Origin of the sequence: Arenibacter sp. F20364 (genome assembly GCF_023015905.1) — a bacterium.
GTDB lineage: Bacteria > Bacteroidota > Bacteroidia > Flavobacteriales > Flavobacteriaceae > Arenibacter.
Window position 1 is genome coordinate 325090 of the sequence record NZ_JALKBD010000001.1, and the last position, 23432, is coordinate 348521.

Below are 23432 nucleotides of genomic sequence, written 5' to 3' on the forward strand. Positions count from 1 at the left end.
TATTTTTGGAACAAATTAGATATACATGTTGATTATTGGTATTGCGGGTGGAACGGGCTGTGGAAAAACTACCGTTGTAAATCAAATAATAAACGAATTGCCTTTTGAGGAAGTAGGAGTCATTTCACAAGATTCCTATTATTGCGATCTGTCCCATTTGGCATATGATGAACGCACCCAAGTAAATTTTGACCATCCCCGTGCCATAGATTTTGAATTGTTGGGAAATCATTTACAGGATTTAAAAAAAGGAATTCCAATTCACCAACCTGTTTACTCTTTTGTTAAGCACAATCGTACCAATGATACCATACTAACACACCCTAGAAAGGTAATGATCGTGGAAGGTATCCTTATAATGACCAATCCCCAGATAAGGGAGATGTTCGATATTAAGATATTTGTACACGCCGATTCGGACGAGCGACTGATAAGGCGTTTAAAAAGGGATATCACCGAGCGTGGCAGGGATCTGGATGAAGTTTTAACGCGATATCAAAATACGCTAAAGCCCATGCACAATCAGTTTATTGAGCCCACCAAGGAATATGCGGATATTATAATTCCTAACAACAAGTACAATACCGTGGCTGTAGACATCGTTAGGACCATAATCAATGAAAAGTTAAGTTAATCACCAATGGGAATAAAAGGGCTGAGAAAGAAGAAATGGTTTGGCGTGGTCACCAATATGTATGTATTGGTACTGACGGTTTTTGTGGTTTGGATGGTTTTTTTCGATACCAACTCCCTTCTCATTCATTGGGAGCTTAAAAAACAAATAAATAATCTGGAAAAGCAGAAAGAATTTCTCCACGAAGAGATAGCCAAGGATAAAAAAATTATAGAAAAGCTATCGGATCCCGAGGAATTGGAAAAATTTGCAAGGGAGCAATATTATCTAAAAAAGAAAAATGAGGAAATTTATCTGATTGAATATGAGGATAGTGTAAAAACCAAAGATGATGAGTAAATTCGAACTCTTTAGCGATTTTCCCGAGATCTCTTCCAAGGCATGGAAGCAAAAGATCCAGTTTGAGTTGCTAGGTGAGGATTACAATGAAAAGTTGGTTTGGGAATCTCCAGAAGGCATTAAAGTAAAACCGTTCTACCACTCAGAAGACCTTAAGGCTATAGAGATGGCCGGAACACCAAAAGATAGTGACTGGCGTATAGTACAGGGCATATTTGCCGGCAATACCAAAATGGCGAATAAAAAAGCCTTGGACGCCATAGCAAGGGGAGCTGAGAGTATCTACTTTACCATTCCTTCCGAAGAAATAAACATTCATGAACTTCTCAATGGTCTTGACCTTGGCCAAACCCCTATTTATTTTAACCTTCAATTTCTATCTGAAGCTTATGTAAAATCCCTTTTGGCAGCCACGGAAAACCATTACAAAAAAGTCTTTACCAATATCGATATTATTGGTCATTTGGCAAGAAATGGCAATTGGCATTACAACCTTCTTCAGGATCATAAAATATTAGGGGAAATTCTAAATTTAAATCACGGCCAAACCTTGGGTGTGGATGTGGCGCTATACGGAAATGCCGGGGCCAATCTAGTACAACAACTGGCCTACGCCCTTTCGCATGCCAATGAATATATGAACCATTTATACGACCACCATAAAGACACCCTAAAGGCAACAGTAATAACCTTTAAGGTTTCGGTCGGAAGCAACTATTTCTTTGAAATAGCCAAGTTGAGGGCACTACGGATTTTGTTCGGGACCGTAGCAAGGGAGTATGAAGCTTCGGAGCATTGCCATATTATAGCAACCCCCTCTTATAGAAACAAAACCCTGTACGCCTATAATAGCAACATGCTCCGAACCGCAACGGAAGGGATGTCCGCTATTTTAGGGGAAGCAGACGCGGTATTGAATATGCCTTATGACGCCATCTACCATAAAGACAATGAATTTGGTGAGCGTATGGCCAGAAATCAACTGTTGATTTTAAAAAATGAAAGTTATTTTGACAAGGTGAACAATGCGGCCGAAGGGGCCTATTATATAGAGTCCATAACAAGTCAACTTACTTCCAAAGCTCTGGAATTATTCAAACAAATTGAAGCGGGCGGAGGATTTCTGTTGCAATTGAAGGAGCATCTCATTCAGAAGAAAATAAAGGAAAGTGCCACCAAGGAACAAGAAAGCTTTAACAGCGGCGATAAAATCCTTGTAGGTACCAATAAATATGCATCCAGGGAAGATAAAATGAAGGATAGTATGGAATTGTACCCCTTTGTAAAGACCAATACCCGTAAAACTTTGATAGAACCGATCATTGAAAAAAGATTGTCCGAAGAATGGGAACAGGAACGCTTGAAAACTGAATAAGTGTCCCTTTAAACAGGTGTCAAAAAAAGTGGTATCACTTCCAATCAGTATAGACAGATTAGATAAGACGAATAAAAACAATGGCAAGAAAAAACCTCCAACATATTCAACCGATTACTGTTAAGGATAGCAACAATGCTCATGATCAAGTATTGCCCTTTGAGACCGCGGAAGGAATCTTTCTTAAAAAAAACTATTCTAGGGAAGATGTTGAGGATTTGGAACATCTTAATTTTGCCGCTGGTATCGCCCCCTTCCTTAGGGGACCCTATTCCACAATGTACGTCAGTAGACCTTGGACTATAAGGCAGTACGCAGGATTCTCAACCGCTGAGGAAAGCAATGCTTTTTACAAGCGAAATCTGAAAGCCGGACAAAAAGGTCTTTCCGTAGCCTTCGACCTACCTACGCACCGAGGGTATGATAGCGACCATCCACGTGTGGTAGGCGATGTTGGGAAAGCCGGTGTGGCGATCGACTCGGTAGAGGATATGAAAATTTTGTTCAAAGACATTCCGTTGGATAAAATGTCGGTTTCCATGACTATGAACGGAGCAGTATTACCCATAATGGCCTTTTATATAGTAGCAGCGGAAGAACAGGGCGTATTACCAAAAGAGCTCTCGGGAACCATTCAGAACGATATTCTTAAGGAATTTATGGTCAGGAACACCTACATCTACCCTCCTGCCCCTTCTATGCAGATCGTTGCCGACATTTTTGAATTTTCCAGTAGGTTTATGCCGCAATTTAATAGCATAAGCATATCTGGATATCATATGCACGAGGCCGGGGCCACCGCCGATATTGAACTGGCCTATACCTTGGCCGATGGCCTGGAGTATATTAGAACCGGGCTAAATGCCGGATTAAGTATTGATGATTTTGCTCCAAGATTATCTTTCTTTTGGGGAATCGGGATGAATCATTTCATGGAAATTGCAAAAATGAGGGCCGGCCGAATGCTTTGGGCCAAATTGGTAAAACAATTTAATCCCAAAAATGAAAAGTCGCTCACCTTAAGGACCCATTGCCAAACCAGTGGATGGAGCCTTACCGAACAAGACCCGTTCAACAATATTACCAGAACGACCATAGAGGCCGCCGCCGCAGTTTTTGGTGGTACACAAAGCTTACACACCAACGCCTTGGACGAGGCCATAGCCCTTCCTACGGATTTCTCTGCTCGTATTGCCCGTAACACCCAATTATATCTACAAAAAGAGACCGAAATTACTAAAACAGTAGACCCCTGGGCCGGTAGTTATTATGTAGAAAAATTAACTGACGAAATTGTACACAAGGCATGGGCACTTATACAAGAAGTGGAAGAATTGGGGGGAATGACCAAGGCCATCGACGCTGGAATCCCAAAATTAAGGATAGAGGAGGCTGCCGCAAAGAAACAAGCCCGTATAGACAGTGGTAGGGATATCATCGTTGGCGTTAACAAATACCAGTCCAATGTAGACGATGACCTTCAAATATTGGAAGTGGATAATGCCGAGGTCAGAAGACAGCAATTGGCACGTCTGCAAATGGTCAAGGCAAATAGAAACGAACAGGAAGTGCAGCAATCACTTTTAGAACTTACCAAAGTGGCAAAGCAAAGAATGAAGGCCGAGTTTTCCAAAACTGACAAGAAAAATACAGATGAAGGGGAAAATTTATTAGCTTTAGCTATTAAGGCCGCCAGGGCAAGAGCTACACTAGGTGAAATCAGTACCGCTTTGGAAAATGCCTTTGGGCGGCATAAGGCTATTATAAATTCGGTTACCGGAGTGTATTCAAAAGAAATAAAAGGGGATGAAAGCTTTGGCAAGGCTAGGCAGATGGCCGACAGCTTTGCCGAACAGGAAGGTCGTAGACCTAGAATAATGATTGCCAAAATGGGACAGGACGGACACGATCGCGGTGCCAAAGTAGTGGCAACAGGATATGCAGACCTTGGTTTCGATGTCGATATTGGCCCACTGTTCCAAACTCCGGCAGAAGTGGCTAAACAGGCCGTGGAAAACGATGTCCATGTTCTTGGGATTTCTTCCTTGGCAGGCGGTCATAAGACCTTGGTACCACAAGTATTGCAGGAATTAAAATCCTATGGGCGCGAAGATATTATGGTTATCGTGGGCGGCGTAATCCCAAAACAGGACTATGACTTTTTGCATAATGCCGGAGCGGCAGCTATTTTTGGTCCAGGCACAAAAATAAGCGATACCGCCATCCAAATTTTAGAGATCCTAAGCGTATAGCATCAGTAGTTTCATTTGATTAATCACTATGAGGCACTATGACCCTCCTATTGGAAATAAACTCTAGGATAGGGGTTATTTAACCAGAAATCCCTCCCTTAGGAAGGGGGTAATTCTACAATTTTTGTGCAATATGATGAAGGCTCATGGAAATTGGGTATCATTAATAAGTTGTGTATAAGTGAGCTATTAAAAAACAATAAACCTCTAATAGCCTGATAGTAAATACCCTACAACTTTAACGCTATTTAACGATAAAGATTACAGTTATTCACCCAGTGTTAACAAAATACATTTTATAACAACTTAAATAATCGTATTTTTACCCCCTAACTTACTATGATAATGGGCAAAATAATTGCTATTGCTAATCAAAAGGGTGGTGTAGGAAAAACTACTACTTCGGTAAATTTAGCCGCCTCTTTGGGTGTATTGGAAAAAAAAGTATTACTAATAGACGCTGACCCCCAAGCTAATGCAACCTCTGGACTAGGTCTGGATGTGGAAAGTATCGAGCTGGGAACATACCAACTATTGGAACATACCAAAACGGCCGAAGAAACCATCATTAAGACCTCCTCTCCCAATGTAGATCTTATCCCGGCGCATATTGACCTTGTTGCCATCGAAATTGAATTGGTAGACAAGGATGATAGGGAGTATATGATGAAAAAAGCCATCCGTGGACTCAAGGATAAATACGATTATATCCTTATAGATTGCGCCCCTTCACTAGGTCTTTTAACATTAAATGCCCTTACTGCGGCAGATTCCGTGATGATACCTATACAATGCGAATATTTTGCATTGGAAGGATTGGGCAAATTATTGAATACCATAAAAAGTGTTCAAAAAATACACAATCCTGAATTGGATATAGAAGGAATGGTACTTACCATGTACGATTCCAGATTAAGGTTATCCAACCAAGTGGTGGAAGAAGTAAAAAAACACTTCTCCGAAATGGTATTCGATACCATTATTCAAAGAAATGTAAGGCTAAGCGAAGCCCCAAGTTATGGTGAAAGCATTATTAAATACGATGCCAGTAGTAAAGGAGCCGCCAATTATTTAAATTTGGCAAATGAAGTAGTTGTGAAAAACAAGGAGACAGCATAATGGCGAAAGCGATAAAAAAACAAGCGTTGGGCCGCGGATTATCAGCCCTATTAAAAGACCCTGAGAACGATATTCAGTCGGCCACAGACAAGAATGCCGATAAGGTTGTAGGCAATATTGTGGAATTGGACATGGACTCTATTGATGTGAATCCATTTCAGCCCCGTTCCAATTTCAATGATGAAGCATTACAGGAATTAGCCTCTTCCATCAAGGAATTGGGGGTTATACAGCCAATAACCGTAAGAAAACTGGATTTCAATAAATATCAATTAGTTTCCGGTGAACGCAGATATAGAGCATCCAAATTAATTGGACTGGAGACCATTCCCGCCTATATCCGTATTGCAAACGACCAGGAATCCCTTGAAATGGCCTTGGTTGAAAATATTCAACGACAGGATTTAGATCCGATTGAAATTGCACTATCCTACCAAAGGTTGATTGATGAAATTCAATTGACCCAAGAAAAAATGAGTGAAAGGGTAGGTAAAAAGCGCTCTACCATAACCAACTATTTGCGATTACTTCGATTAGATCCCATTATACAAACGGGTATACGTGACGGCTTTGTAAGCATGGGCCACGGAAGGGCTTTGGTAAATGTGGATAAAAAACAAGACCAAATTGCGCTATACGAAAAAATTGTAGGGGAAAATCTATCGGTAAGGGATACGGAAAAAGCAGTAAAAGAATATCAGGAAGGCTATACCAACGTTGCTCCAGTGGCTCCCACATCTGGAAAAGAACCAAAGAAAACAGTTATAAGCCCGGATTTTATTACCAATAACCTTGGTTCGTTCTCAGAATATTTATCGGTTAAAGTTGACATTAAAGCCTCCGAAAAAGGAAAAGGCAAAATCACCATCCCCTTTCACTCCAAGGAAGAATTCAATCGGTTAAAAAAATTGATTACGGGTGAGTAAATATCTTGTATCACTGGCTATATATTTTCTTGTTATCACCTTTGGACTTGCGCAGGAGAAAGAAAATACGACCCAGGCATCAGATTCTATCAAAACCTCTCTTAAGGAAGAGGGAATTACGGTGGTAGACACCCTTAAGGTCAGAAAGAAGGCCATCAATCCCTTGGCACCGAGCAAGGCAGCCTTCTACTCCGCCGTATTCCCCGGACTTGGTCAGATTTACAACAGGCGCTATTGGAAAGCACCCATAGTTTACGCCATAATAGGTGCAGGAGTATATGGCTACGTATACAATGACGACCTTTATGACCGATTTAGAACAGCATTTAAACGGCGCCAAGCCGGTTTTACGGACGATGAATTTTATGATTTGGGAACGCCAAATGCTCCTGGCGCAGATCCAGACTTTTCTGAGGCCGCTTTGGAAAGTGCACAGGAAAGATATCAAGAAGATAGGGATTTATGGCTCCTTGTCACCATTGCAATGTACGCCCTAAATATTGTTGATGCCAATGTTGATGCACACCTAAAGCAATTTAACGTGGATGATGACCTAAGTATGGATTTCAAACCATATTTGGACATGGACGCCATTACCGCCAAACCAGTTTATGGTATGGCATTAACCATTAAGTTTTAATTTATGAATATTGCCTTATTCGGATATGGTAAAATGGGTAAAATGATCGAACAGATCGCCCTGAAAAGAAACCATACCATTGTTGCAAAAATTGATTTGGATGCAACAGATATAGATTTTTCGAAAATTGATGTTGCCATTGATTTTAGTATGCCCAATGCTGCTTTTGGAAACATTAAAAACTGCCTGGAACACAATGTACCCATAATTTGCGGAACCACGGGATGGCTTGAGGATTACCCAAAAGCTGTAGAGCTTTGCCAGGAAAATAATGGAGCATTCATTTATGCCTCCAACTTTAGTTTAGGGGTCAATCTTTTTTTTGAGTTGAACTCCCATTTGGCAAAATTGATGGCTTCCCAAGATCAATATAAGGTAGCCATGGAAGAAATACACCATACCCAAAAATTGGACGCCCCTAGCGGAACGGCCATTACTTTGGCCGAGGGTATTATTAAGCAAACCAATTACACCAATTGGAAGTTGGACAGCGCAGGGGACAAGGAAATTCCTATCACGGCCAAGCGTATTGCCGATACTCCTGGAACCCATACCGTTACTTACGAAAGCGAAGTAGATAGCATTGAAATTAAACATACCGCACATAACAGGGAAGGTTTTGCCCTTGGAGCAGTGATAGCCGCCGAATGGATAGTAGGCAAAACGGGGGTTTTCACCATGAAAGACGTGTTAAACCTACGTTAAAGAACGTAACAAAGAACAACTTAAACTGACTTAACGATTGACAAGTTTTTTTAAGCCATCAATCATTAAATAATAATTACCAATATGAACGGCACACAGTGGATTATCTTCATTTTAATTATTCAGGTGATACATTTTCTAGGCACCTGGAAATTATATGTAAAAGCAGGAAGAAAAGCTTGGGAGGCTGCAATCCCTGTCTATAATGCCATTGTGCTGATGCAAATTATCAATAGGCCCAAATGGTGGGTGATTTTGCTTTTTATCCCGATCATTAATTTATTGATGTTTCCGGTAGTCTGGGTAGAAACCCTTAGAAGTTTTGGAAAAAATAATCTACTGGATACCTGGTTGGCCATATTGACCTTAGGGCTGTTTATCTATTACGTAAACTATTTTGAAGACGTAAAATATATAGAAAACAGGGACATTCATCCCAAAAGTGCGCTTGGTGAGTGGGTTAGTTCTATTGTATTTGCCATTGTGGCCGCTACTTTGGTGCATACCTATTTGATACAACCCTTTGTTATTCCTACTAGTTCCTTGGAAAAAACCCTATTGGTCGGCGATTTTCTTTTCGTAAGTAAATTTCATTACGGAGCAAGGATACCAATGACCACCGTAGCCGCTCCCATGGTTCACGACACCTTGCCCATATTAAAAACCAGATCCTACGTTGCCGATGTTGATCCCGCTACCTATAAGACTTCAATTTGGAATAAATTACAGTTGCCATATTTAAGACTTCCTGGATTTAAGAAAGTAAAACGAAACGACATAGTGGTTTTTAGCTGGCCGGCAGATACGGTTTATCAATTCTTCAAAAAACAACAAGGGGTACGCAAACCAATCGATAAAAAATCCAATTATGTAAAACGTTGTGTTGGGGTTCCGGGAGATTCCTTGACCATTAAGGACGGATATGTTTACATCAATGGCGAAAAAACCGTTTTACCCTATAGGGCAAAACCTCAATTCCTGCATACGGTTACCGTAGACGGACAGTTTTCCAATGCTGCAATAGAACTCCTTGGAAGAGAAAACCTATCCGGAAATGTCATTCGGGTACCCAACAGCTCCTTGCAACAGGAACGTGCTTCCGAGGTGATAAATGCCATGAGTTTGGAACAGACAAAATCCGATTCAACCTATACCTATTACGCCGGTAATGTAGGCAACCAAAAGGTAAGGGACTATTTAAAGTCCGAAGATATGAAGAATATGGCCCTCTTTAATTTGACCGAAGAGGAAGCCAAAAACTTTACGGGCAAGGATGGAATTACCTCAATCAATAAATTCTCGTATAAAAATCCGGACACTTCCATTTTCCCGCAAAATGCAGCACATCCCGGCACTGTGGACAACATGGATCCAATTTACCTGCCAGAAAAAGGAAAAACCGTTCCACTCAACATAGAGGTACTCCCCATTTACGAAAAGATAATTAAGGAATATGAAGGAAATGACGTTAAAGTGAACGGAAATCAAATCCTCATTAATGATGAAGTTGCCAATTCCTACACTTTTAAACAAAATTACTATTGGATGATGGGCGATAACAGACATAGATCCGAAGACAGTAGGTTCTGGGGTTATGTCCCTGAAGACCACATAGTAGGAACCCCCATTTTTATATGGATGAGTATTGATGGCATTAACGATGGTATGGCCAATTGGAAGGTTAGATGGAATCGAGTATTTACTACTGTAAACGGCGATGGTGAGCCTACTTCCTATTTTAAGTATTTCTTGATTTTATTGGCTGCCTGGTTTGTATTTGATTTCTTTAGAAAAAAGAAAAAAACGGAGGATAAATAATTAATGTAGTATTGTTTATATGTACCGATCTGACCATTCCGGTTTTCAAGACATTCCATTGCTACATGATATAGTTTTTACATTGATACATTTTCAAATTAAACCATGAAACTTCTGCTTCATCCGGCTTACTTTCCCAATATCGCCAATTTTGCGGCAATTGTACAGAATGATATTTGTTGGGAGGTAATGGACAATTATCAAAAGCAGACCTATCGCAATAGGTGTTATATATGCACGGACCTAGGATTGCACATGCTTAATATTCCCATTAAACATATTGGCAATAAAAAGGGAAAACAAAAGTATGGCAACGTACAAATCGATAACGACTATCACTGGCAGCGACAACACTGGCGAACATTGGAAACGGCCTATAGGACCTCTCCCTTCTTCGAATTCTATGAAGACGATATTGCTCCATTGTACCATAATACATTCCATTCCTTAATGGATTTTAACCTAAAAACTATTGAGACCATATGCCAATGTATGCAAATAAATATGCCTCTGCACAGGACAGCAACCTATGAGGTTGACGTAACCGATAAAATTGATGGAAGGTTTTTAATAGATTCCAAAACAAAGCCTCAATTTGAGCAGCCCGTATACGTACAAGTATTTGAGGATAGAAACGACTTTGTTCCCAACTTAAGTATTTTGGATCTCTTGTTCAATGAAGGCACCAATGCATTGACCTATCTAAAAGGCCTGAACTTAAACCTTCAGAATGCTTAGGTTTTGTTTACATTACGGTATTCATTTTATACTTCCAGTAATTATTGGATTAGTCTTTTTTAAGGAACACCGACTAAAAATAATCTTGATTCTATTGGCAGGAATTCTTTTGGATTTGGATCATTTATGGGCAAATCCAATTTTTGACCCAAACCGATGCAGCATTGACTTTCACCCCTTACACACCTATTGGGCGATTGCAGGTTATTCCCTCTTGCTGTTTCTCAAAAACACCAGAGTTTTTGGCATCGCTTTTTTAATACATATTTTGGCAGACACTGTTGACTGCTATTTAATGTAAGGTCAATTAGGGGCCCCATGTTGTTCTTCATTATTTACTGGATCAATTCATCCTCAGCCAAACAGCACTTTCATACATATATCACTCCTTGGCCATAAGAAACGGCCAAGACACTTTTCCCGTACTAAAGCCATAACAAAACGGAACTACCCGAAATTCAAAAAAGCCGAGGCAAAGCATTTTAGGGACTTAAAAAAATTATTGCTATTTTGTATATCCTTTTTAAGAAGGATAAATCCAATCAACTACAAAAAAATGAAAGACCATAAATCTAAAAATTCAGCTACCCCCGGAAGAAGGGACTTTATAAAAAAATCCGGGATAGCTCTTATAGGGGGTTCGTTGGCGTATCCCGCTGTATCCTTTGGCGCCACAAAAGCATATAAAGACTCCCCACTCAAGGTAGGCCTTATAGGTTGTGGTGGTCGGGGTACCGGAGCTGCTGCCCAAGCCTTGGAAGCCGACCCTAATGTGATTCTCTATGCCATGGGAGATGTTTTTGAAGATCGATTGGAAGAAGCACATTCAGCTCTTTTAAAAATTGCCGGAGACAAAATAAAAGTAGACGGCAAAAACAAGTTTATTGGTTTCGATGCCTATCTAAAAGTAATCGAATCTGGCGTAGATGTGGTATTACTTACTACGCCGCCCGCTTTTAGACCAGATCACCTTACCGCCGCGGTAAATGCCGGAAAACATGTTTTCTGCGAAAAACCTGTAGCAGTGGACGCCCCCGGGGTGCATAAAGTGTTGGCTGCAGCAAAAAAAGCAAAAGAGAAAAATCTATCCTTGGTATCCGGTTTTTGTTTTAGGTACGACTATCCCAATAGGGCCATATACGGGCGCGTTTTGGATGGAGAGATTGGGGATATAAGAACCGTAACTACTTTCCGTCATGGAGGGGAGGCTTGGTATAAAGACCGTCAGCCAGATTGGACCGATATGACCTACAATATGCGCAACTGGTACTACTACAATTGGTTGTCCGGAGATTTTATCGTAGAGCAGGCCGTTCATAGTTTGGATATGATGTCTTGGGTGATGGGCGATAAAATGCCGGTTAGTGCCACCGGAACTGGTGGAAGACAAGTGAGGGTCGACAAAAAATACGGTAATATATTTGATCATTTTGCCGTGGAGTTCGAATACGCCAATGGCGCAAAAGGGTATCATTTTACTAGGCAACAGAGCGATACCTCGCACAAAAACAGTGTAGAGGTTTTTGGCAGTGATGGTAGTGCCATAGTACATATTGGCCGTAGATATGAAATAACGGGAAAGAACAAATGGACCTACGATGGCGAAAGAAACAATATGTTCCAGACAGAACATGACGAGCTTTTTGCATCCATCAGAAATGGAAATCCGATCAACAATGGAGAATGGATGGCTACCAGCACCATGCTGGCCATTTGGGCTAGAATGGTAGGATATACCGGACAGACCATCAGCTGGGAACAAGCCTTTAATTCCCAAGAATCCCTTGGTCCTAAGGTGGATGAATATAATTGGGATTTAAAATGGCCCACACAACCAGTAGCCGTTCCCGGTAAAACCAAATTTATATAATATCAAACTAAATAAGGACACCCCAAGTAGTCTGAAAGGCATTTTGGGCCGCGACAATCCATCCAACAGTAAATAGGACCAACAAGCAAATGAAAATATCTTTAAACCTTTGCCTGTTATTTTTCATAGCGACCAGCCTAAATGCCTTGGCCCAGAACAAGCCAATAACCTTCGGTACCGAGACCACTTTGCAAGAACTGGCCTCCAAGGGAAAAGCTAAAGCGAACCCAATTCAGTGGATAAATGTGAATACAGAGCCGGAAACTTGGCGCAAAGAAAAGGATATGCTTATTTGTTCAGGTCTTCCCATAGGGGTCATGCGCTCCGAAAAACAGTATGAGAATTTTATAATGCTGGTGGAATGGCGGCATATGGAAGCTGGTGGAAATTCTGGGGTATTTGTTTGGAGCGATGCCATACCGGGCGAAAAAAATCGTTTGCCGGGAGGTGTGGAAGTGCAAATGCTGGAGCTGGATTGGGTGAACCAGAATATTCGAGATGGGGTAAAGCCTCCAATAGCCTATGTACACGGGGAACTTTTTGGCGTTGGTGGAGTAAATACCTTACCGGACAACCCAAGGGGCACTAGAAGCAAATCCATAGAAAACAGAGCTCTTGGCAAGGAGCAGTGGAACAGCTACAAGGTTGTCTGTGTTGATGGAACCATAAAACTCTCGGTCAACGGGAAGTTTGTAAATGGCATAAGTAAATCATCCATCAAAAAAGGCTATTTGTGCCTTGAGTCCGAAGGTGCTGAAATTCAATTTAAAAACTTTAAAATAATAGAATTACCCCCTGGGGTTACCTCAGAAGAACAAACTGCCAAAATAGTATTTTAAGCATACTGCACGGCCCCAATTACACTGACCTACAACACTTTTAAAAGGAAAGACATACTAATTGGAACCAATTTTGATGGATGCCATAACCGGAAAGTGATCAGATAATTTTAGGTCGAAATTTTTATGTGCCATAATTTTGAAAGCTTCATCCGCCAAAATAAAATCTATTCTAACCGGATAATATCTAAAATTAAAGGTCCGGCCATAACCCGTTCCCTTCTCGGAAAAGGAATCGTTCATATCTCCTTTGATCACCCTGTAAACATTGGAAAATTGAGTGTTGTTAAAATCCCCACAAACGACTTTCTTGTATGGTGTGGCTTCTATGTGCTGGTCCACCAATTCCGCCTGTTTCCCTTGTTTGGCAAAGGATTTTCCCAACCTCTTAAGTAGTCTTCCCGTAGGTTCATTGGAGATTCGACTAACACTGGGTATAATCTTGTGCGACTCCAAATGCAGATTATAAACCCTTATGGTATCCTTATTCACCACTATATCGGCAAATAGCGCATTATTGGCACTGTCAGGAAAATCCAAGGAACCCTTATTGATAATCGGAAATTTGGAGTAAATGGCTTGGATTGATTTCTTTTCGCTCAATGCATAGGCTGTCGTAAATTTATAGGCATAGACTTTTTTAAGTTGTCTATCCCTTATCCGGCTGAACTCCTGAATACACAATATATCGGGATCTTCAGCAGTAATTAAATCAACTATTTGATCACCTACCGAGACATCGTGAATCCAGTCAAACTTATTAAAAGCCCTTACATTATAACTCATTATACTGAGGTCCTCTTCCTTGACCTCCTCTTCGGACAATTTAAACCTAAAAAAGTTTCCTAAAATAAAATAGCCAAAGGCCAAAACAAAAGCGGGTAACAACAATTGTCTTTTTCTTTTAAACAGCCAATACACCAAAAAAATCAAATTGAAAAGAACCAATAGCGGTACCGTAAGGCTCAGAATGGAAAAATAAGCAAAATTGGCCACCGGGATTAGCGGTACAAAACAAGAAATGAACAACAGAAGTGCAAAAATGGCATTAATGAAGAACAAGAATTTATCAATAAAATTAAGGTTCTTCACGTGTTATTCCTTTCCTGCCTTAAATAAAAAATCCTTTTCAGCCTTGGAAAGACTTTCGTACCCAGACTTGCTTATTTTATCCAAAATAGCATCTATCTTTCGCTGGCGACTTTCCTTATCGTAATTGTCCTTACTGGTACCTCCCCTAGTTTGCTTACGATAAACCGTTTTTAAGGGGGCCTTTTTTTCACTACGTTTAAATAAATTGGCAATGGCATCCAAAATCTTCGCAAAACCACTACCAATATCCTGGCCGTTTATAAGTTGGCGTGCATAAAAATATCCCAATGCAGCTCCTCCCAAATGTGCCAAGCGGCCACCTACATTGCCCCCTGTTGAAATCTGAACTAGATCTAACAAGACTACAAAGACCCCAATGTGCCAAAGTTTTACATTGAAAAAAATAACACGCACCTCCTGATTGGGCAAATAGGAACATACAAAAATAAGCACAGCCGTAACTCCGGCCGAGGCACCTATCAAGGATGTGTTTATACCCAATAAGGCAGGAAAGATATTATAACTCAGTAAAAATATCATTCCGCCAAGAATTACCCCTAAAAAATATACGTTGAGGAACCTTTTATTATCGAAAAGGTTTAAAAAAATTCTACCTGCAAAATACAGCATCAGCATATTCCAAAAGATATGGCCCAATCCCGAATGGAAAAAAGAATAAGTAAAAATAGACCAAGGTTGGGTAAGAAAATGAAAAAAATCCTTAGGAAGTTCAAACCATCGAATAATACTATCCCCAGATAATCCGAACAAAATCTTCAGAAGTCCACTAAGGATAAATACTGCTACATTAATGACTATAAGCCTTTCCGCAATATTTAACCTATTGTAATAATATCTTATGTTCTGATTGCCCATTACCTGTCCCAGCGATTATTGTTAAACTGATTTTTTTTCCAATACCACATCATTATGAATCCAAATAACGCGCCACCCACATGGGCAAAATGTGCTATTCCATTCCCAAAAATTGAATACCCTGTTACCCCGGAAAATAAATCCAGTCCAATTAATACCGGAATAAAATACTTGGCTTTTACTGGTACGGGAATAAACATCAAGAAAAGTTCACTGTTTGGATAAGACATTCCAAAGGCCACCAAAACACCGTAAATAGCACCAGAGGCCCCTACTGCAGGAGTATTAAAGGCACTCAAAAAACTATCGATGGTATCTTGGGAAGCGATATCGTACCAACTGGGACTGTATTTCCCTCCAGTAATAATTTCCATTATCTGTTCTTTGGGAATTCCAGCGCTTATTAAAGCATCCATCCCCTGATTAAAGTTATAGTAATTCACCCCTGTATGGATCAAGGCTGCACCAATACCGGCCGAGAAATAAAAAAAGAAGAATTTATTTCTGCCCCACATGCGTTCCAGTGGCGAACCAAAGGCCCATAGCGCATACATATTGAACAGAATATGCATAAATCCTCCATGCATAAACATATGGGATATAACCTGCCAAAACCCAAAATTTTCATTTTTCGGAAACCAAAGGGAAAACCATTGGTACATTTGATCGCCATATAATTGTGTTGCTACAAAAAACAACACATTAATAATTATCAAATGTTTTACTGCGTCCGTAATCCTACCCATTTATATAAATTTTTTATCAATATCGTCCTCGGTAATGGTGACGTATATTGGCTTATTAAAAGGACTTACCCCAGATTCCTTACAAGCAAACAAATCGTTTACCAGGGCCAATTGGGAGTCGCCGTCCAACATCTCTCCTGTTTTTACAGATAAAGATTTGGCCAAAGTTTTTGCCAGTATATCGGTCTGAGAAAAACCATCGACCACAAAATCTTGTTGGTAGTCCGATATCAACTGATCTAAAATAATACCTACCTCACTCTCCGGAACGGACAAGGGCACCCCCGTAACCGTAACCTCTTCACCACTAATACTATCAAACACAAACCCCACTGTGGTTAAGCTATCCTGAATTTCCTCTATGATTGCGCAATCAGATTTGGAAAATGTCAAAGATAAGGGAAATAACAATTGTTGGCTAACCGCCTCCTTTATGGTAATGTTCTTCAAGAATTTTTCGTAGAGAACACGTTGATGAGCCCTACTTTGATCTATCACCACCATGCCCGATTTTATAGTGGTCACTATATATTTTCTCCTTAACTGAAAAGTGGTTGTACCCGTATCTATGGTCTCCTTTTTACTATCAAAAATAGACCCAGTAATGGTATCGGATTCGAAGCTCACACTACTGAACCCTGAATTCTTCCCTATATTGGATTCCATTCCAACATATAGACTTTCCCAACCTTTTGTATTTGGTTTCTGGAAATTAGACCTCTGTGCAGTTCCGGCATCGGAGTCTTCCTTAAAGGGATTAAAACCGGAATCTACGCTAATCCTTGGAAATTCCGCCGATTTATCCTTGTAGCCATATGGGGTCTCCAGGTTTTGATCTTGTTCAAAATCCAGAGAGGGGATAACATTGAACTGACCCAAACTATGCTTCACAGTAGATCTTAAAATAGCATATAGGGTATGCTCGTCATCAAATTTAATTTCCGTTTTGGTAGGATGTATATTGATATCTATAGAACCTGGATCCACGGATAAATACAAGAAATAACCCGGATGGTTCTCCTTTTTTATCAGTCCATCAAAAGCTCCCAAAATAGCGTGATGCAGGTATGGGCTTTTTATAAACCTATTGTTTACAAAAAAAAACTGCTCTCCCCTACTCTTTTTTGCGTATTCCGGTTTGCTGATATAACCACTAATTTGGACCACTTGCGTCTCTTCCTTTACCGGAACCAACTTTTCATTGGTCTTGCCTCCAAAAATATTCACTATACGCTGTCTACTGTTGGAAGTAGGCAGGTTGAACAATTCACTACCATTATTATAAAAATGAAAATTGATAGATGAATGGGCCAAGGCCACCCTATGGAATTCGTCTAGGATATGACGTAGTTCTACATTGTTGGATTTAAGGAAATTTCGTCTGGCAGGAATATTAAAAAACAGATTCTTCACCATCATGGAAGTCCCTTTCGGGGCCACAGTTACTTCCTGTGAGATAATCTTGCTGCCCTCAATCTTGATATGTGTTGCCACCTCCTCTTCCTCGGTCCTTGTCTGCATTTCCACGTGGGCAATGGCAGCTATGGAGGCGAGGGCCTCTCCCCTAAAGCCTTTGGTATTCAATTGAAAAAGGTCTTCTGCCTTTTGGATCTTGGATGTGGCATGACGCTCAAAACTTAGTCGCGCGTCGGTAACACTCATTCCTACTCCATCGTCAATTACTTGAATAAGTGTTTTACCACCATCCTTTACCACTAATTTTATAGTAGAAGCTCCGGCATCAATGGCATTTTCCAAAAGCTCCTTAACTACCGAGGCAGGCCGTTGAACTACTTCCCCTGCGGCAATTTGATTGGCAACATGGTCTGGCAAAAGCTTAATAATATCTGCCATTATCGAGTTATAAAGATAGATAGATCGAAATCTATGATGTAAAGAAAAATAAGGATCAGGATGGCAATAATTATAAGGGTTCTAATTTTTTGGTTTCGACTTCCGGATTGTTTTAAATCGTCCATAGCCCTGCCAAACTTACCTTTAAGCCCTCTACGACCATCCATGGTAGGCCTGAATTTATCCAGTTTATGTTCTATTTTGTACGGACTTCCCTCACCTTTATCATTGTAGTAACGAGGTGTATAATTGAACTTTTTGTTTTTACGTAATTTCGAAAACTTTCCCATAATCCTTATTGTTTCAAAGTTACTTAAAAACAAAAAAAATGCCTTAAATCCCTTGCCAAAAAATGTTAACAATTACAGGAAATACGCCCATTTTTCCTTCAAACCAACAAGATCTATAAAGAAATTTAAAGAGAATTAGCCCAGGCTTGCCATTTTTATGGCCGCAATAGCCGCTTCAGCGCCTTTATTGCCATGTTTACCGCCACTGCGATCAATAGCCTGCTGCATATTGTTGTCCGTTAAAACGCAAAAAATAACAGGCACTTGGGTCCTTACGTTTAGATCCATTATTCCTTGAGCGGTAGCGCCACAAACAAAATCGAAGTGTTTGGTTTCCCCTTGAATTACACTGCCAATGGCAATAACAGCGTCCACTTTCTTGGATTCGATCATTTTCTTGGCACCAAAAGTAAGCTCAAAACTCCCTGGAACGTTCCATCGAATAACATTTTCCTTCTGGGCCCCACAATCCAAAAGCGCCTCGATGGCCCCGTTGTAAAGTCCTTCTGTAATTGACTCATTCCACTCTGAAACAACAATCCCAAACCGAAGATCCTTCGCGCTTAGGATTGTTGCTTTATCGTAAGCCGATAAATTTTTATTAGCCGTGGCCATACTAGTTGTTTTTTGCCTTACCTATAAATGCATCTATAGTCCTAGCCTCATCCGAACTTGGGTATTCATCCTTTATTCTTTGGAAATACTTTAGGGCCTTATCACCTTCTTTTAATTCCAATGCGGTAACACCTGCTTTGTACAAGAATTTAGGCGTGGTAAAATCGTTGGCACTATGTGCAACGGCCTGTTCGTAGTATCCTAAAGCATCTTCGGGTTGGTTCAATTGCAAGAAAGCATCTCCCAATCCACCTTTGGCCAAGGCACCCAATATTAAATCATCAGAGGAAAATCCTTCCAAATACTTAATGGCCTCATCATACTTCTGCATATTCAACAATGCCATCCCAGCAGAATATTTCGCCAGATTAGCGGCAGGAGTGCCGTTGTACTCCTCAATGATATCCAAAAATCCATACTTACCTTCTGCACCGTTCAAGGCAAGGGTAAATAATGAATCCTTTTGGGCCGTAGCCACCAATGCTTGATCAAAATATTGTTGGGGATACAACATTTCATTTGCAGCACTTGCCTCTTTTGGCTTCTCCACAAATTGAAAATAGGCCATATAACCCAATACGGCCACTGCAATCACCCCAATTACTCCAAGAATATAATTTTGATTTTTGGAAACCCATTCCTCCGATCTGGATGCTCCTTCATCCAATGAACTAAACACCTCAGCAGTTGTACTTTCCTGCTCATCCAACAAAATCTCCTCCTCTTTATTTTTTGGTTTAAAACCTCTTTTCTTGTATGTTGCCATTTTTGAATTTTATTAATCGCGCAAAAATAAAGTTTTTATCCAAAACCGAACGGGTATTTATTCGTTATTTTTGGATATTTTATAGATTCCGGGAGGAATAAAAAATAAATTTTTTACAAGCCAGAATGTTTCTAAAGAAATTATCACTTATTAATTATAAAAACTTTGCTTCCGAAAATTTCGAATTCGATGCCAAAATCAATTGTTTCGTGGGCGATAACGGGGTAGGAAAAACGAATGTTTTAGATGCCATTTACCACCTTGCCTTTGGGAAAAGTTACTTTAATCCAGTGGCTACCCAGAATATAAGGCACAATGAGGATTTTTTCGTGATTGACGGGGAATTCAATAAAAATGACAGGGAGGAAAAGATTCTATGTAGCCTAAAAAAGGGGATGAAAAAAATCATTAAACGCAATGGCAAGGCTTACGATAAATTTTCTGACCATATAGGCTTCTTACCCTTGGTCATTATTTCTCCCGCTGACCGCGATCTAATCATTGAAGGCAGTGAAACACGAAGAAAATTCATGGACGGGGTCATTTCCCAATCAGACAAGGAATACCTACAAAATCTCATCAAGTACAACAAGACCCTTAGTCAGAGAAATTCCCTTCTTAAGTATTTTGCCGTTAACCAGACCTTTGACAAGACAACTTTGACCATCTACAATGAGCAACTTCAGGAATACGGAAGCAAAATATTCTCAAAAAGGGCCAAATTTTTGGAGGAGTTCATACCCATATTCAAAGAACAGTATCTTGCCATTTCGGGAGGAAAAGAGCCTGTAGATTTAACATATGACAGTAAGTTATTGGACAGCGATCTCTTAACTTTATTGGAGAAGAATATAGAAAAGGACAAAGCACTCCAATACACCAGTGTTGGCACGCATAAGGACGACCTCAATTTTGAGATAGACGGGCATCCCATTAAGAAATTTGGTAGTCAAGGACAGCAGAAATCATTTTTGATCGCCCTAAAATTGGCACAATTTTACTTTATAAAGAAACAGGCCGGCACCACGCCATTGTTACTTTTAGATGATATTTTTGACAAATTGGACGAAAACAGAGTGGCCCATATTATCAATTTGGTAGACGAAGAAAATTTTGGACAGATATTCCTTAGCGACACCCACGCCGATAGAACCGAGGAAGTAGTAAAAAAAATACATCAGTCCTATAAAATATTTAAATTGTAGTATGCGATATGTTTATATTATTATCACCTTGATTGGTCTAGTTGGTTGCCAAAGTAAAGTGAACAAATTAGATTTATCCTATTTGAACGGATACTGGGAGATAGAAAAAGTTACTTTTCCAGATGGCTCCGAGAAGGAATATACAGTCAATACCAGTATAGACTATATTGAAGTGAAGGACCAAAAGGGGTTTCGAAAAAAGGTACAGCCAAACTTTAATGGCAACTACCATACTTCGAATGATGCGGAAATGTTCAGCATTTATGAAAACAATGGAGTTTTCACTTTAGATTATAAAACCGATCTGAGCGAATGGCACGAAAAAATTATAAGTCTCTCGGAAAATAGCTTTACGGTATTAAGTGAAGAAAACATAAAATACCGGTACAGAAAATTTGAACCCATTAATCTTGAACAATAATGGCCAAAAGAAAAAATGACAACCTTCGCCTAGGTGAAGCTTTACAAGAATTTATTGCCGAAAACAAGTTACAAAAAGGCATGGACCGCGTTAATGCCAGGGAAGCTTGGAAAAATTTAATGGGCAATGGCGTAAACAATTACACTACGGCCATTGAACTTCGGAACGACACCCTATTCGTATCACTTTCTTCCTCGGTATTGCGGGAAGAGCTAAGTCTGGGCAAATCCAAGATCATAAAATTATTGAACGAGGAGTTGGGAAAAGATCTAATCACAAAAATTGTTCTTAGATAAGCTTGCGTTATTATTTAACAAAAAAACCACGCCCATGGGCGTGGTTTTTAATTCTATATACAATAAGTTCTTAATAAATTTCCCTACCAGCGAAATGAAACGCACCTTCTATCGCAGCATTTTCATCACTATCAGAGCCATGCACGGCATTTTCAGCTATTGAAGTAGCAAACATTTTACGAATGGTACCTTCTGCTGCATCCACTGGGTTTGTTGCCCCGATCAAAGCGCGAAAATCTTCAACTGCATTATCCTTTTCCAAAATAGCCGACACAATAGGCCCTCTGGTCATAAAATCGACCAATTCACCAAAAAAAGGACGTTCCTTATGTATTGCATAAAACGCTTGAGCATCCCTTCTACTCAGCTGCGTATATTTCATTGCCACGATTTTGAATCCGGCCGAAGTTATTTTGTCCAAAATTCCACCGATGTGTCCATTCTCAACGGCATCGGGCTTAATCATGGTAAATGTTCTATTTGTGCTCATTACATTAAAATTTTGCGCAAAAATACGTTTTATTCTACAACTCGCAATATTTGAGATATATCTTGTGGCGTATATTGCAATTTATCGATAATGGTAGGCTTTTCAAGGTACAATTGAACCAAGAAAACAGAGCCCCATAGCTTTTTTCCACTAAGTCCCTATATTTGTACAAATTAGAACGGGTATAGGCAACTAATTTTTTTACCAATCCAATAAAATAATTGCAGCGAATGAAAAAGGCTTTCTTCAAACTTTTGGCAAAAATGAACAAGTTGTTATTGCCGTCCTATTCAAAAAAGCAGCTGGACCTTTCCAAAGCCACAAAAATGCAAATGGCAATAATAGGATGGCGCTACTTTGTAACAACAAATGCCTTGGACTAATACTTTATAAGGGCTTCTACCGGATAACCTGATAATTTTTCCCTACCATTTAGAAATTTCAGTTCCATTAAAAAATTGCACTGCACTACTTCCCCACCCAACTGTTCTATGAGCTTACAAACTGCCTTTGCAGTTCCTCCAGTGGCCAGTACATCATCATGAATAAGTACTTTCTCCCCTTTTAAGATACTATCCACATGGATTTCCAACAAATCGCTGCCATATTCCAATTCATATGTTTCACTGATTATTTGATGTGGTAATTTTCCCCGTTTTCTCACTGGAACAAATCCGGCATTTAGGCGTGTAGCCAACAAAGGAGCAAAGAAAAAACCACGACTCTCCATGCCCACCACTTTATCCACCTTGTCATTTTTGATCAATTCAAATAAGGCTTCCCCTGCTTTGGCCAAGGCGTCGGCATCCTGTAATAGGGGTGTTATATCTTTAAAGGAGATTCCTTCTTTGGGGAAATCAGGGATATCCCGGACATATTTCTTAAAATCCATTTATTTTGGTTGTTGTAATTTTGTGGTAAATTTAAAAAGAAATATATTTGCAGCCCGTTAAACGGGAAGAATGAATTTTTACAATGGCCTCGTGGCGCAACTGAATAGCGCATCTGATTACGGCTCAGAAGGTTACAGGTTTGAATCCTGTCGAGGTCACAAATAAATAGTCAATAAGAAAAAACGCCAAGCTTGCTTGAGCGTTTTTTTGTTTGTGCTATTTTCAAAGCGGAGCTTTGCAGGATGTGCGACAGCAAATCCTGTCGAGGTCACAACAAGCAAGGAACCACGTCTTTTTTAGACGTGGTTCTTTTTTTTTATGGAAAAATCCAAACGAAGTTTGAGGTTTTGAAGTAAAATAAAGAACTGGCTGCGATAGCGGCGTGGTTACTTATTTGCAACTTTGAGCACAAAGGAAAACCGCAGGTACTCCTGTCGAGGTCACAACAAGCAAGGAACCACGTCTTTTTTAGACGTGGTTCTCTGTTTTAAGGAAAAGGCCAAACGCAGTTTGAGGTTTTGGAATAAAATAAAGAAAATGCAGTGATAGCTGTGGGGTTTCTTATTTGCAACTTTGAGCACAAAGGAAAACCAAAGGTAATCCTGTCGAGGTCACAACAAGCAAGAAACCACG

The 23432-nt window shown here is 40.0% G+C and carries 26 protein-coding genes and 1 tRNA gene; 18 read left to right on the top strand and 9 right to left on the bottom strand.

Annotated elements, in window-relative coordinates:
- Positions 1–25 precede the first annotated feature (25 nt).
- The 13 genes from udk (at position 26) to MWU84_RS01465 (ending at position 13255) form a co-directional block, all read left to right on the top strand.
- Positions 26–634: a uridine kinase gene (gene udk / locus MWU84_RS01405; protein ID WP_246897367.1), complete on the top strand. Its 609-nt coding sequence runs from the start codon at positions 26–28 to the stop codon at positions 632–634.
- Positions 635–640: 6 nt separating this feature from the next.
- Complete coding sequence (locus MWU84_RS01410; RefSeq protein WP_246897369.1) at positions 641–973, top strand: septum formation initiator family protein; 333 nt, start codon at positions 641–643, stop codon at positions 971–973.
- Positions 963–2348 carry a methylmalonyl-CoA mutase subunit beta gene (locus MWU84_RS01415; protein ID WP_348647824.1) on the top strand — a complete coding sequence of 462 codons (1386 nt, stop codon included), beginning with the start codon at positions 963–965 and terminating at the stop codon, positions 2346–2348. Before MWU84_RS01410 ends, MWU84_RS01415 begins: the two co-directional genes overlap by 11 nt.
- Before the next feature lie 80 nt (positions 2349–2428).
- Positions 2429–4600: a methylmalonyl-CoA mutase gene (gene scpA / locus MWU84_RS01420; protein ID WP_246897370.1), complete on the top strand. Its 2172-nt coding sequence runs from the start codon at positions 2429–2431 to the stop codon at positions 4598–4600.
- Between the two features lie 345 nt (positions 4601–4945).
- Entirely contained in the window at positions 4946–5719 is a 774-nt protein-coding gene (locus tag MWU84_RS01425; protein WP_246897371.1) for an AAA family ATPase, read from the top strand.
- Positions 5719–6645, top strand: coding sequence for a ParB/RepB/Spo0J family partition protein (locus tag MWU84_RS01430; protein ID WP_246897372.1), 927 nt, complete (start codon positions 5719–5721; stop codon positions 6643–6645). The genes MWU84_RS01425 and MWU84_RS01430 overlap by 1 nt, the downstream gene beginning before the upstream one ends.
- Entirely contained in the window at positions 6638–7285 is a 648-nt protein-coding gene (locus MWU84_RS01435) for a DUF5683 domain-containing protein (RefSeq protein WP_246897375.1), read from the top strand. The genes MWU84_RS01430 and MWU84_RS01435 overlap by 8 nt, the downstream gene beginning before the upstream one ends.
- A gap of 3 nt (positions 7286–7288) precedes the next feature.
- Positions 7289–7990 carry a 4-hydroxy-tetrahydrodipicolinate reductase gene (gene dapB, locus MWU84_RS01440; protein WP_246897377.1) on the top strand — a complete coding sequence of 234 codons (702 nt, stop codon included), beginning with the start codon at positions 7289–7291 and terminating at the stop codon, positions 7988–7990.
- Between the two features lie 84 nt (positions 7991–8074).
- Entirely contained in the window at positions 8075–9808 is a 1734-nt protein-coding gene (lepB, locus tag MWU84_RS01445) for a signal peptidase I (protein ID WP_246897379.1), read from the top strand.
- A 105-nt stretch (positions 9809–9913) separates the two neighbouring features.
- On the top strand, positions 9914–10546 hold the full coding sequence (locus MWU84_RS01450; protein WP_246897380.1) for a WbqC family protein: 633 nt from the start codon (positions 9914–9916) through the stop codon (positions 10544–10546).
- Positions 10539–10847, top strand: a complete 309-nt coding sequence (locus MWU84_RS01455; protein ID WP_246897383.1) for a DUF6122 family protein — start codon at positions 10539–10541, stop codon at positions 10845–10847. Before MWU84_RS01450 ends, MWU84_RS01455 begins: the two co-directional genes overlap by 8 nt.
- A 255-nt stretch (positions 10848–11102) precedes the next feature.
- On the top strand, positions 11103–12416 hold the full coding sequence (locus MWU84_RS01460; RefSeq protein ID WP_246897385.1) for a Gfo/Idh/MocA family oxidoreductase: 1314 nt from the start codon (positions 11103–11105) through the stop codon (positions 12414–12416).
- An 89-nt stretch (positions 12417–12505) separates the two neighbouring features.
- Positions 12506–13255, top strand: a complete 750-nt coding sequence (locus tag MWU84_RS01465) for a DUF1080 domain-containing protein (protein WP_246897386.1) — start codon at positions 12506–12508, stop codon at positions 13253–13255.
- A gap of 57 nt (positions 13256–13312) precedes the next feature.
- On the opposite strand, the gene MWU84_RS01470 is transcribed toward MWU84_RS01465, so the two are convergent.
- From MWU84_RS01470 to MWU84_RS01500, 7 genes are all read right to left on the bottom strand, one after another.
- Entirely contained in the window at positions 13313–14347 is a 1035-nt protein-coding gene (locus tag MWU84_RS01470) for an endonuclease/exonuclease/phosphatase family protein (RefSeq protein WP_246897389.1), read from the bottom strand.
- Between the two features lie 3 nt (positions 14348–14350).
- Positions 14351–15223 carry a rhomboid family intramembrane serine protease gene (locus tag MWU84_RS01475; RefSeq protein WP_246897391.1) on the bottom strand — a complete coding sequence of 291 codons (873 nt, stop codon included), beginning with the start codon at positions 15221–15223 and terminating at the stop codon, positions 14351–14353.
- Positions 15223–15969, bottom strand: a complete 747-nt coding sequence (locus MWU84_RS01480; RefSeq protein WP_246897393.1) for a rhomboid family intramembrane serine protease — start codon at positions 15967–15969, stop codon at positions 15223–15225. The genes MWU84_RS01475 and MWU84_RS01480 overlap by 1 nt, the downstream gene beginning before the upstream one ends.
- A complete protein-coding gene (mutL, locus tag MWU84_RS01485) occupies positions 15970–17823 on the bottom strand; it encodes a DNA mismatch repair endonuclease MutL (protein ID WP_246897395.1) in 1854 nt (617 codons plus the stop codon).
- On the bottom strand, positions 17823–18113 hold the full coding sequence (locus MWU84_RS01490) for a riboflavin synthase subunit beta (RefSeq protein WP_246897397.1): 291 nt from the start codon (positions 18111–18113) through the stop codon (positions 17823–17825). Before MWU84_RS01490 ends, mutL begins: the two co-directional genes overlap by 1 nt.
- Before the next feature lie 135 nt (positions 18114–18248).
- The gene (ribH, locus tag MWU84_RS01495) at positions 18249–18728 is read right to left on the bottom strand and encodes a 6,7-dimethyl-8-ribityllumazine synthase (protein ID WP_246897399.1); all 480 of its coding nucleotides are present in this window, start codon (positions 18726–18728) and stop codon (positions 18249–18251) included.
- Between the two features lies 1 nt (position 18729).
- Complete coding sequence (locus tag MWU84_RS01500) at positions 18730–19494, bottom strand: tetratricopeptide repeat protein (protein WP_246897401.1); 765 nt, start codon at positions 19492–19494, stop codon at positions 18730–18732.
- Between the two features lie 125 nt (positions 19495–19619).
- Here MWU84_RS01500 and MWU84_RS01505 point away from each other — a divergent pair, with 125 nt between their 5' ends.
- From MWU84_RS01505 to MWU84_RS01515, 3 genes are read left to right on the top strand one after another with little or no spacing between them, the layout of a single operon-like run.
- Positions 19620–20699 (top strand): DNA replication/repair protein RecF, encoded by a 1080-nt coding sequence (locus tag MWU84_RS01505; protein WP_246897403.1) that lies wholly within the window; start codon positions 19620–19622, stop codon positions 20697–20699.
- 58 nt (positions 20700–20757) lie between these two features.
- Positions 20758–21120 carry a lipocalin family protein gene (locus MWU84_RS01510; protein WP_246897406.1) on the top strand — a complete coding sequence of 121 codons (363 nt, stop codon included), beginning with the start codon at positions 20758–20760 and terminating at the stop codon, positions 21118–21120.
- On the top strand, positions 21120–21416 hold the full coding sequence (locus tag MWU84_RS01515) for a DUF721 domain-containing protein (protein WP_031442811.1): 297 nt from the start codon (positions 21120–21122) through the stop codon (positions 21414–21416). Before MWU84_RS01510 ends, MWU84_RS01515 begins: the two co-directional genes overlap by 1 nt.
- Positions 21417–21486: 70 nt before the next feature.
- Here the strand turns inward: MWU84_RS01515 and MWU84_RS01520 are convergent, their stop codons facing one another.
- On the bottom strand, positions 21487–21906 hold the full coding sequence (locus tag MWU84_RS01520; RefSeq protein WP_246897408.1) for a nucleoside-diphosphate kinase: 420 nt from the start codon (positions 21904–21906) through the stop codon (positions 21487–21489).
- 230 nt (positions 21907–22136) lie between these two features.
- On the opposite strand from MWU84_RS01520, the gene MWU84_RS01525 reads away from it, so the two are divergent.
- A complete protein-coding gene (locus MWU84_RS01525) occupies positions 22137–22289 on the top strand; it encodes an SsrA-binding protein (RefSeq protein ID WP_246897411.1) in 153 nt (50 codons plus the stop codon).
- Here MWU84_RS01525 and MWU84_RS01530 read toward each other — a convergent pair.
- The gene (locus MWU84_RS01530) at positions 22286–22798 is read right to left on the bottom strand and encodes an adenine phosphoribosyltransferase (RefSeq protein WP_246897413.1); all 513 of its coding nucleotides are present in this window, start codon (positions 22796–22798) and stop codon (positions 22286–22288) included. The genes MWU84_RS01525 and MWU84_RS01530 overlap by 4 nt on opposite strands.
- An 85-nt stretch (positions 22799–22883) precedes the next feature.
- Here MWU84_RS01530 and MWU84_RS01535 point away from each other — a divergent pair.
- Positions 22884–22957: transfer RNA gene (locus MWU84_RS01535), tRNA-Arg, on the top strand.
- The last annotated feature ends 475 nt before the right edge of the window (positions 22958–23432 follow it).

Coding starts and splice junctions, on each gene's coding strand:
- MWU84_RS01505 (WP_246897403.1), top strand. CDS start 19,620: ATGTTTCTAAAGAAATTATCACTTATTAATTATAAAAACTTTGCTTCC.
- MWU84_RS01500 (WP_246897401.1), bottom strand. CDS start 19,494: ATGGCAACATACAAGAAAAGAGGTTTTAAACCAAAAAATAAAGAGGAG.
- MWU84_RS01430 (WP_246897372.1), top strand. CDS start 5,719: ATGGCGAAAGCGATAAAAAAACAAGCGTTGGGCCGCGGATTATCAGCC.
- MWU84_RS01410 (WP_246897369.1), top strand. CDS start 641: ATGGGAATAAAAGGGCTGAGAAAGAAGAAATGGTTTGGCGTGGTCACC.
- MWU84_RS01425 (WP_246897371.1), top strand. CDS start 4,946: ATGGGCAAAATAATTGCTATTGCTAATCAAAAGGGTGGTGTAGGAAAA.
- mutL (WP_246897395.1), bottom strand. CDS start 17,823: ATGGCAGATATTATTAAGCTTTTGCCAGACCATGTTGCCAATCAAATT.
- MWU84_RS01455 (WP_246897383.1), top strand. CDS start 10,539: ATGCTTAGGTTTTGTTTACATTACGGTATTCATTTTATACTTCCAGTA.
- MWU84_RS01490 (WP_246897397.1), bottom strand. CDS start 18,113: ATGGGAAAGTTTTCGAAATTACGTAAAAACAAAAAGTTCAATTATACA.
- MWU84_RS01520 (WP_246897408.1), bottom strand. CDS start 21,906: ATGAGCACAAATAGAACATTTACCATGATTAAGCCCGATGCCGTTGAG.
- MWU84_RS01525 (WP_246897411.1), top strand. CDS start 22,137: ATGAAAAAGGCTTTCTTCAAACTTTTGGCAAAAATGAACAAGTTGTTA.
- MWU84_RS01415 (WP_348647824.1), top strand. CDS start 963: ATGATGAGTAAATTCGAACTCTTTAGCGATTTTCCCGAGATCTCTTCC.
- MWU84_RS01475 (WP_246897391.1), bottom strand. CDS start 15,223: ATGGGCAATCAGAACATAAGATATTATTACAATAGGTTAAATATTGCG.
- dapB (WP_246897377.1), top strand. CDS start 7,289: ATGAATATTGCCTTATTCGGATATGGTAAAATGGGTAAAATGATCGAA.
- MWU84_RS01465 (WP_246897386.1), top strand. CDS start 12,506: ATGAAAATATCTTTAAACCTTTGCCTGTTATTTTTCATAGCGACCAGC.
- lepB (WP_246897379.1), top strand. CDS start 8,075: ATGAACGGCACACAGTGGATTATCTTCATTTTAATTATTCAGGTGATA.
- MWU84_RS01460 (WP_246897385.1), top strand. CDS start 11,103: ATGAAAGACCATAAATCTAAAAATTCAGCTACCCCCGGAAGAAGGGAC.
- MWU84_RS01530 (WP_246897413.1), bottom strand. CDS start 22,798: ATGGATTTTAAGAAATATGTCCGGGATATCCCTGATTTCCCCAAAGAA.
- scpA (WP_246897370.1), top strand. CDS start 2,429: ATGGCAAGAAAAAACCTCCAACATATTCAACCGATTACTGTTAAGGAT.
- MWU84_RS01515 (WP_031442811.1), top strand. CDS start 21,120: ATGGCCAAAAGAAAAAATGACAACCTTCGCCTAGGTGAAGCTTTACAA.
- ribH (WP_246897399.1), bottom strand. CDS start 18,728: ATGGCCACGGCTAATAAAAATTTATCGGCTTACGATAAAGCAACAATC.
- MWU84_RS01480 (WP_246897393.1), bottom strand. CDS start 15,969: ATGGGTAGGATTACGGACGCAGTAAAACATTTGATAATTATTAATGTG.
- MWU84_RS01450 (WP_246897380.1), top strand. CDS start 9,914: ATGAAACTTCTGCTTCATCCGGCTTACTTTCCCAATATCGCCAATTTT.
- udk (WP_246897367.1), top strand. CDS start 26: ATGTTGATTATTGGTATTGCGGGTGGAACGGGCTGTGGAAAAACTACC.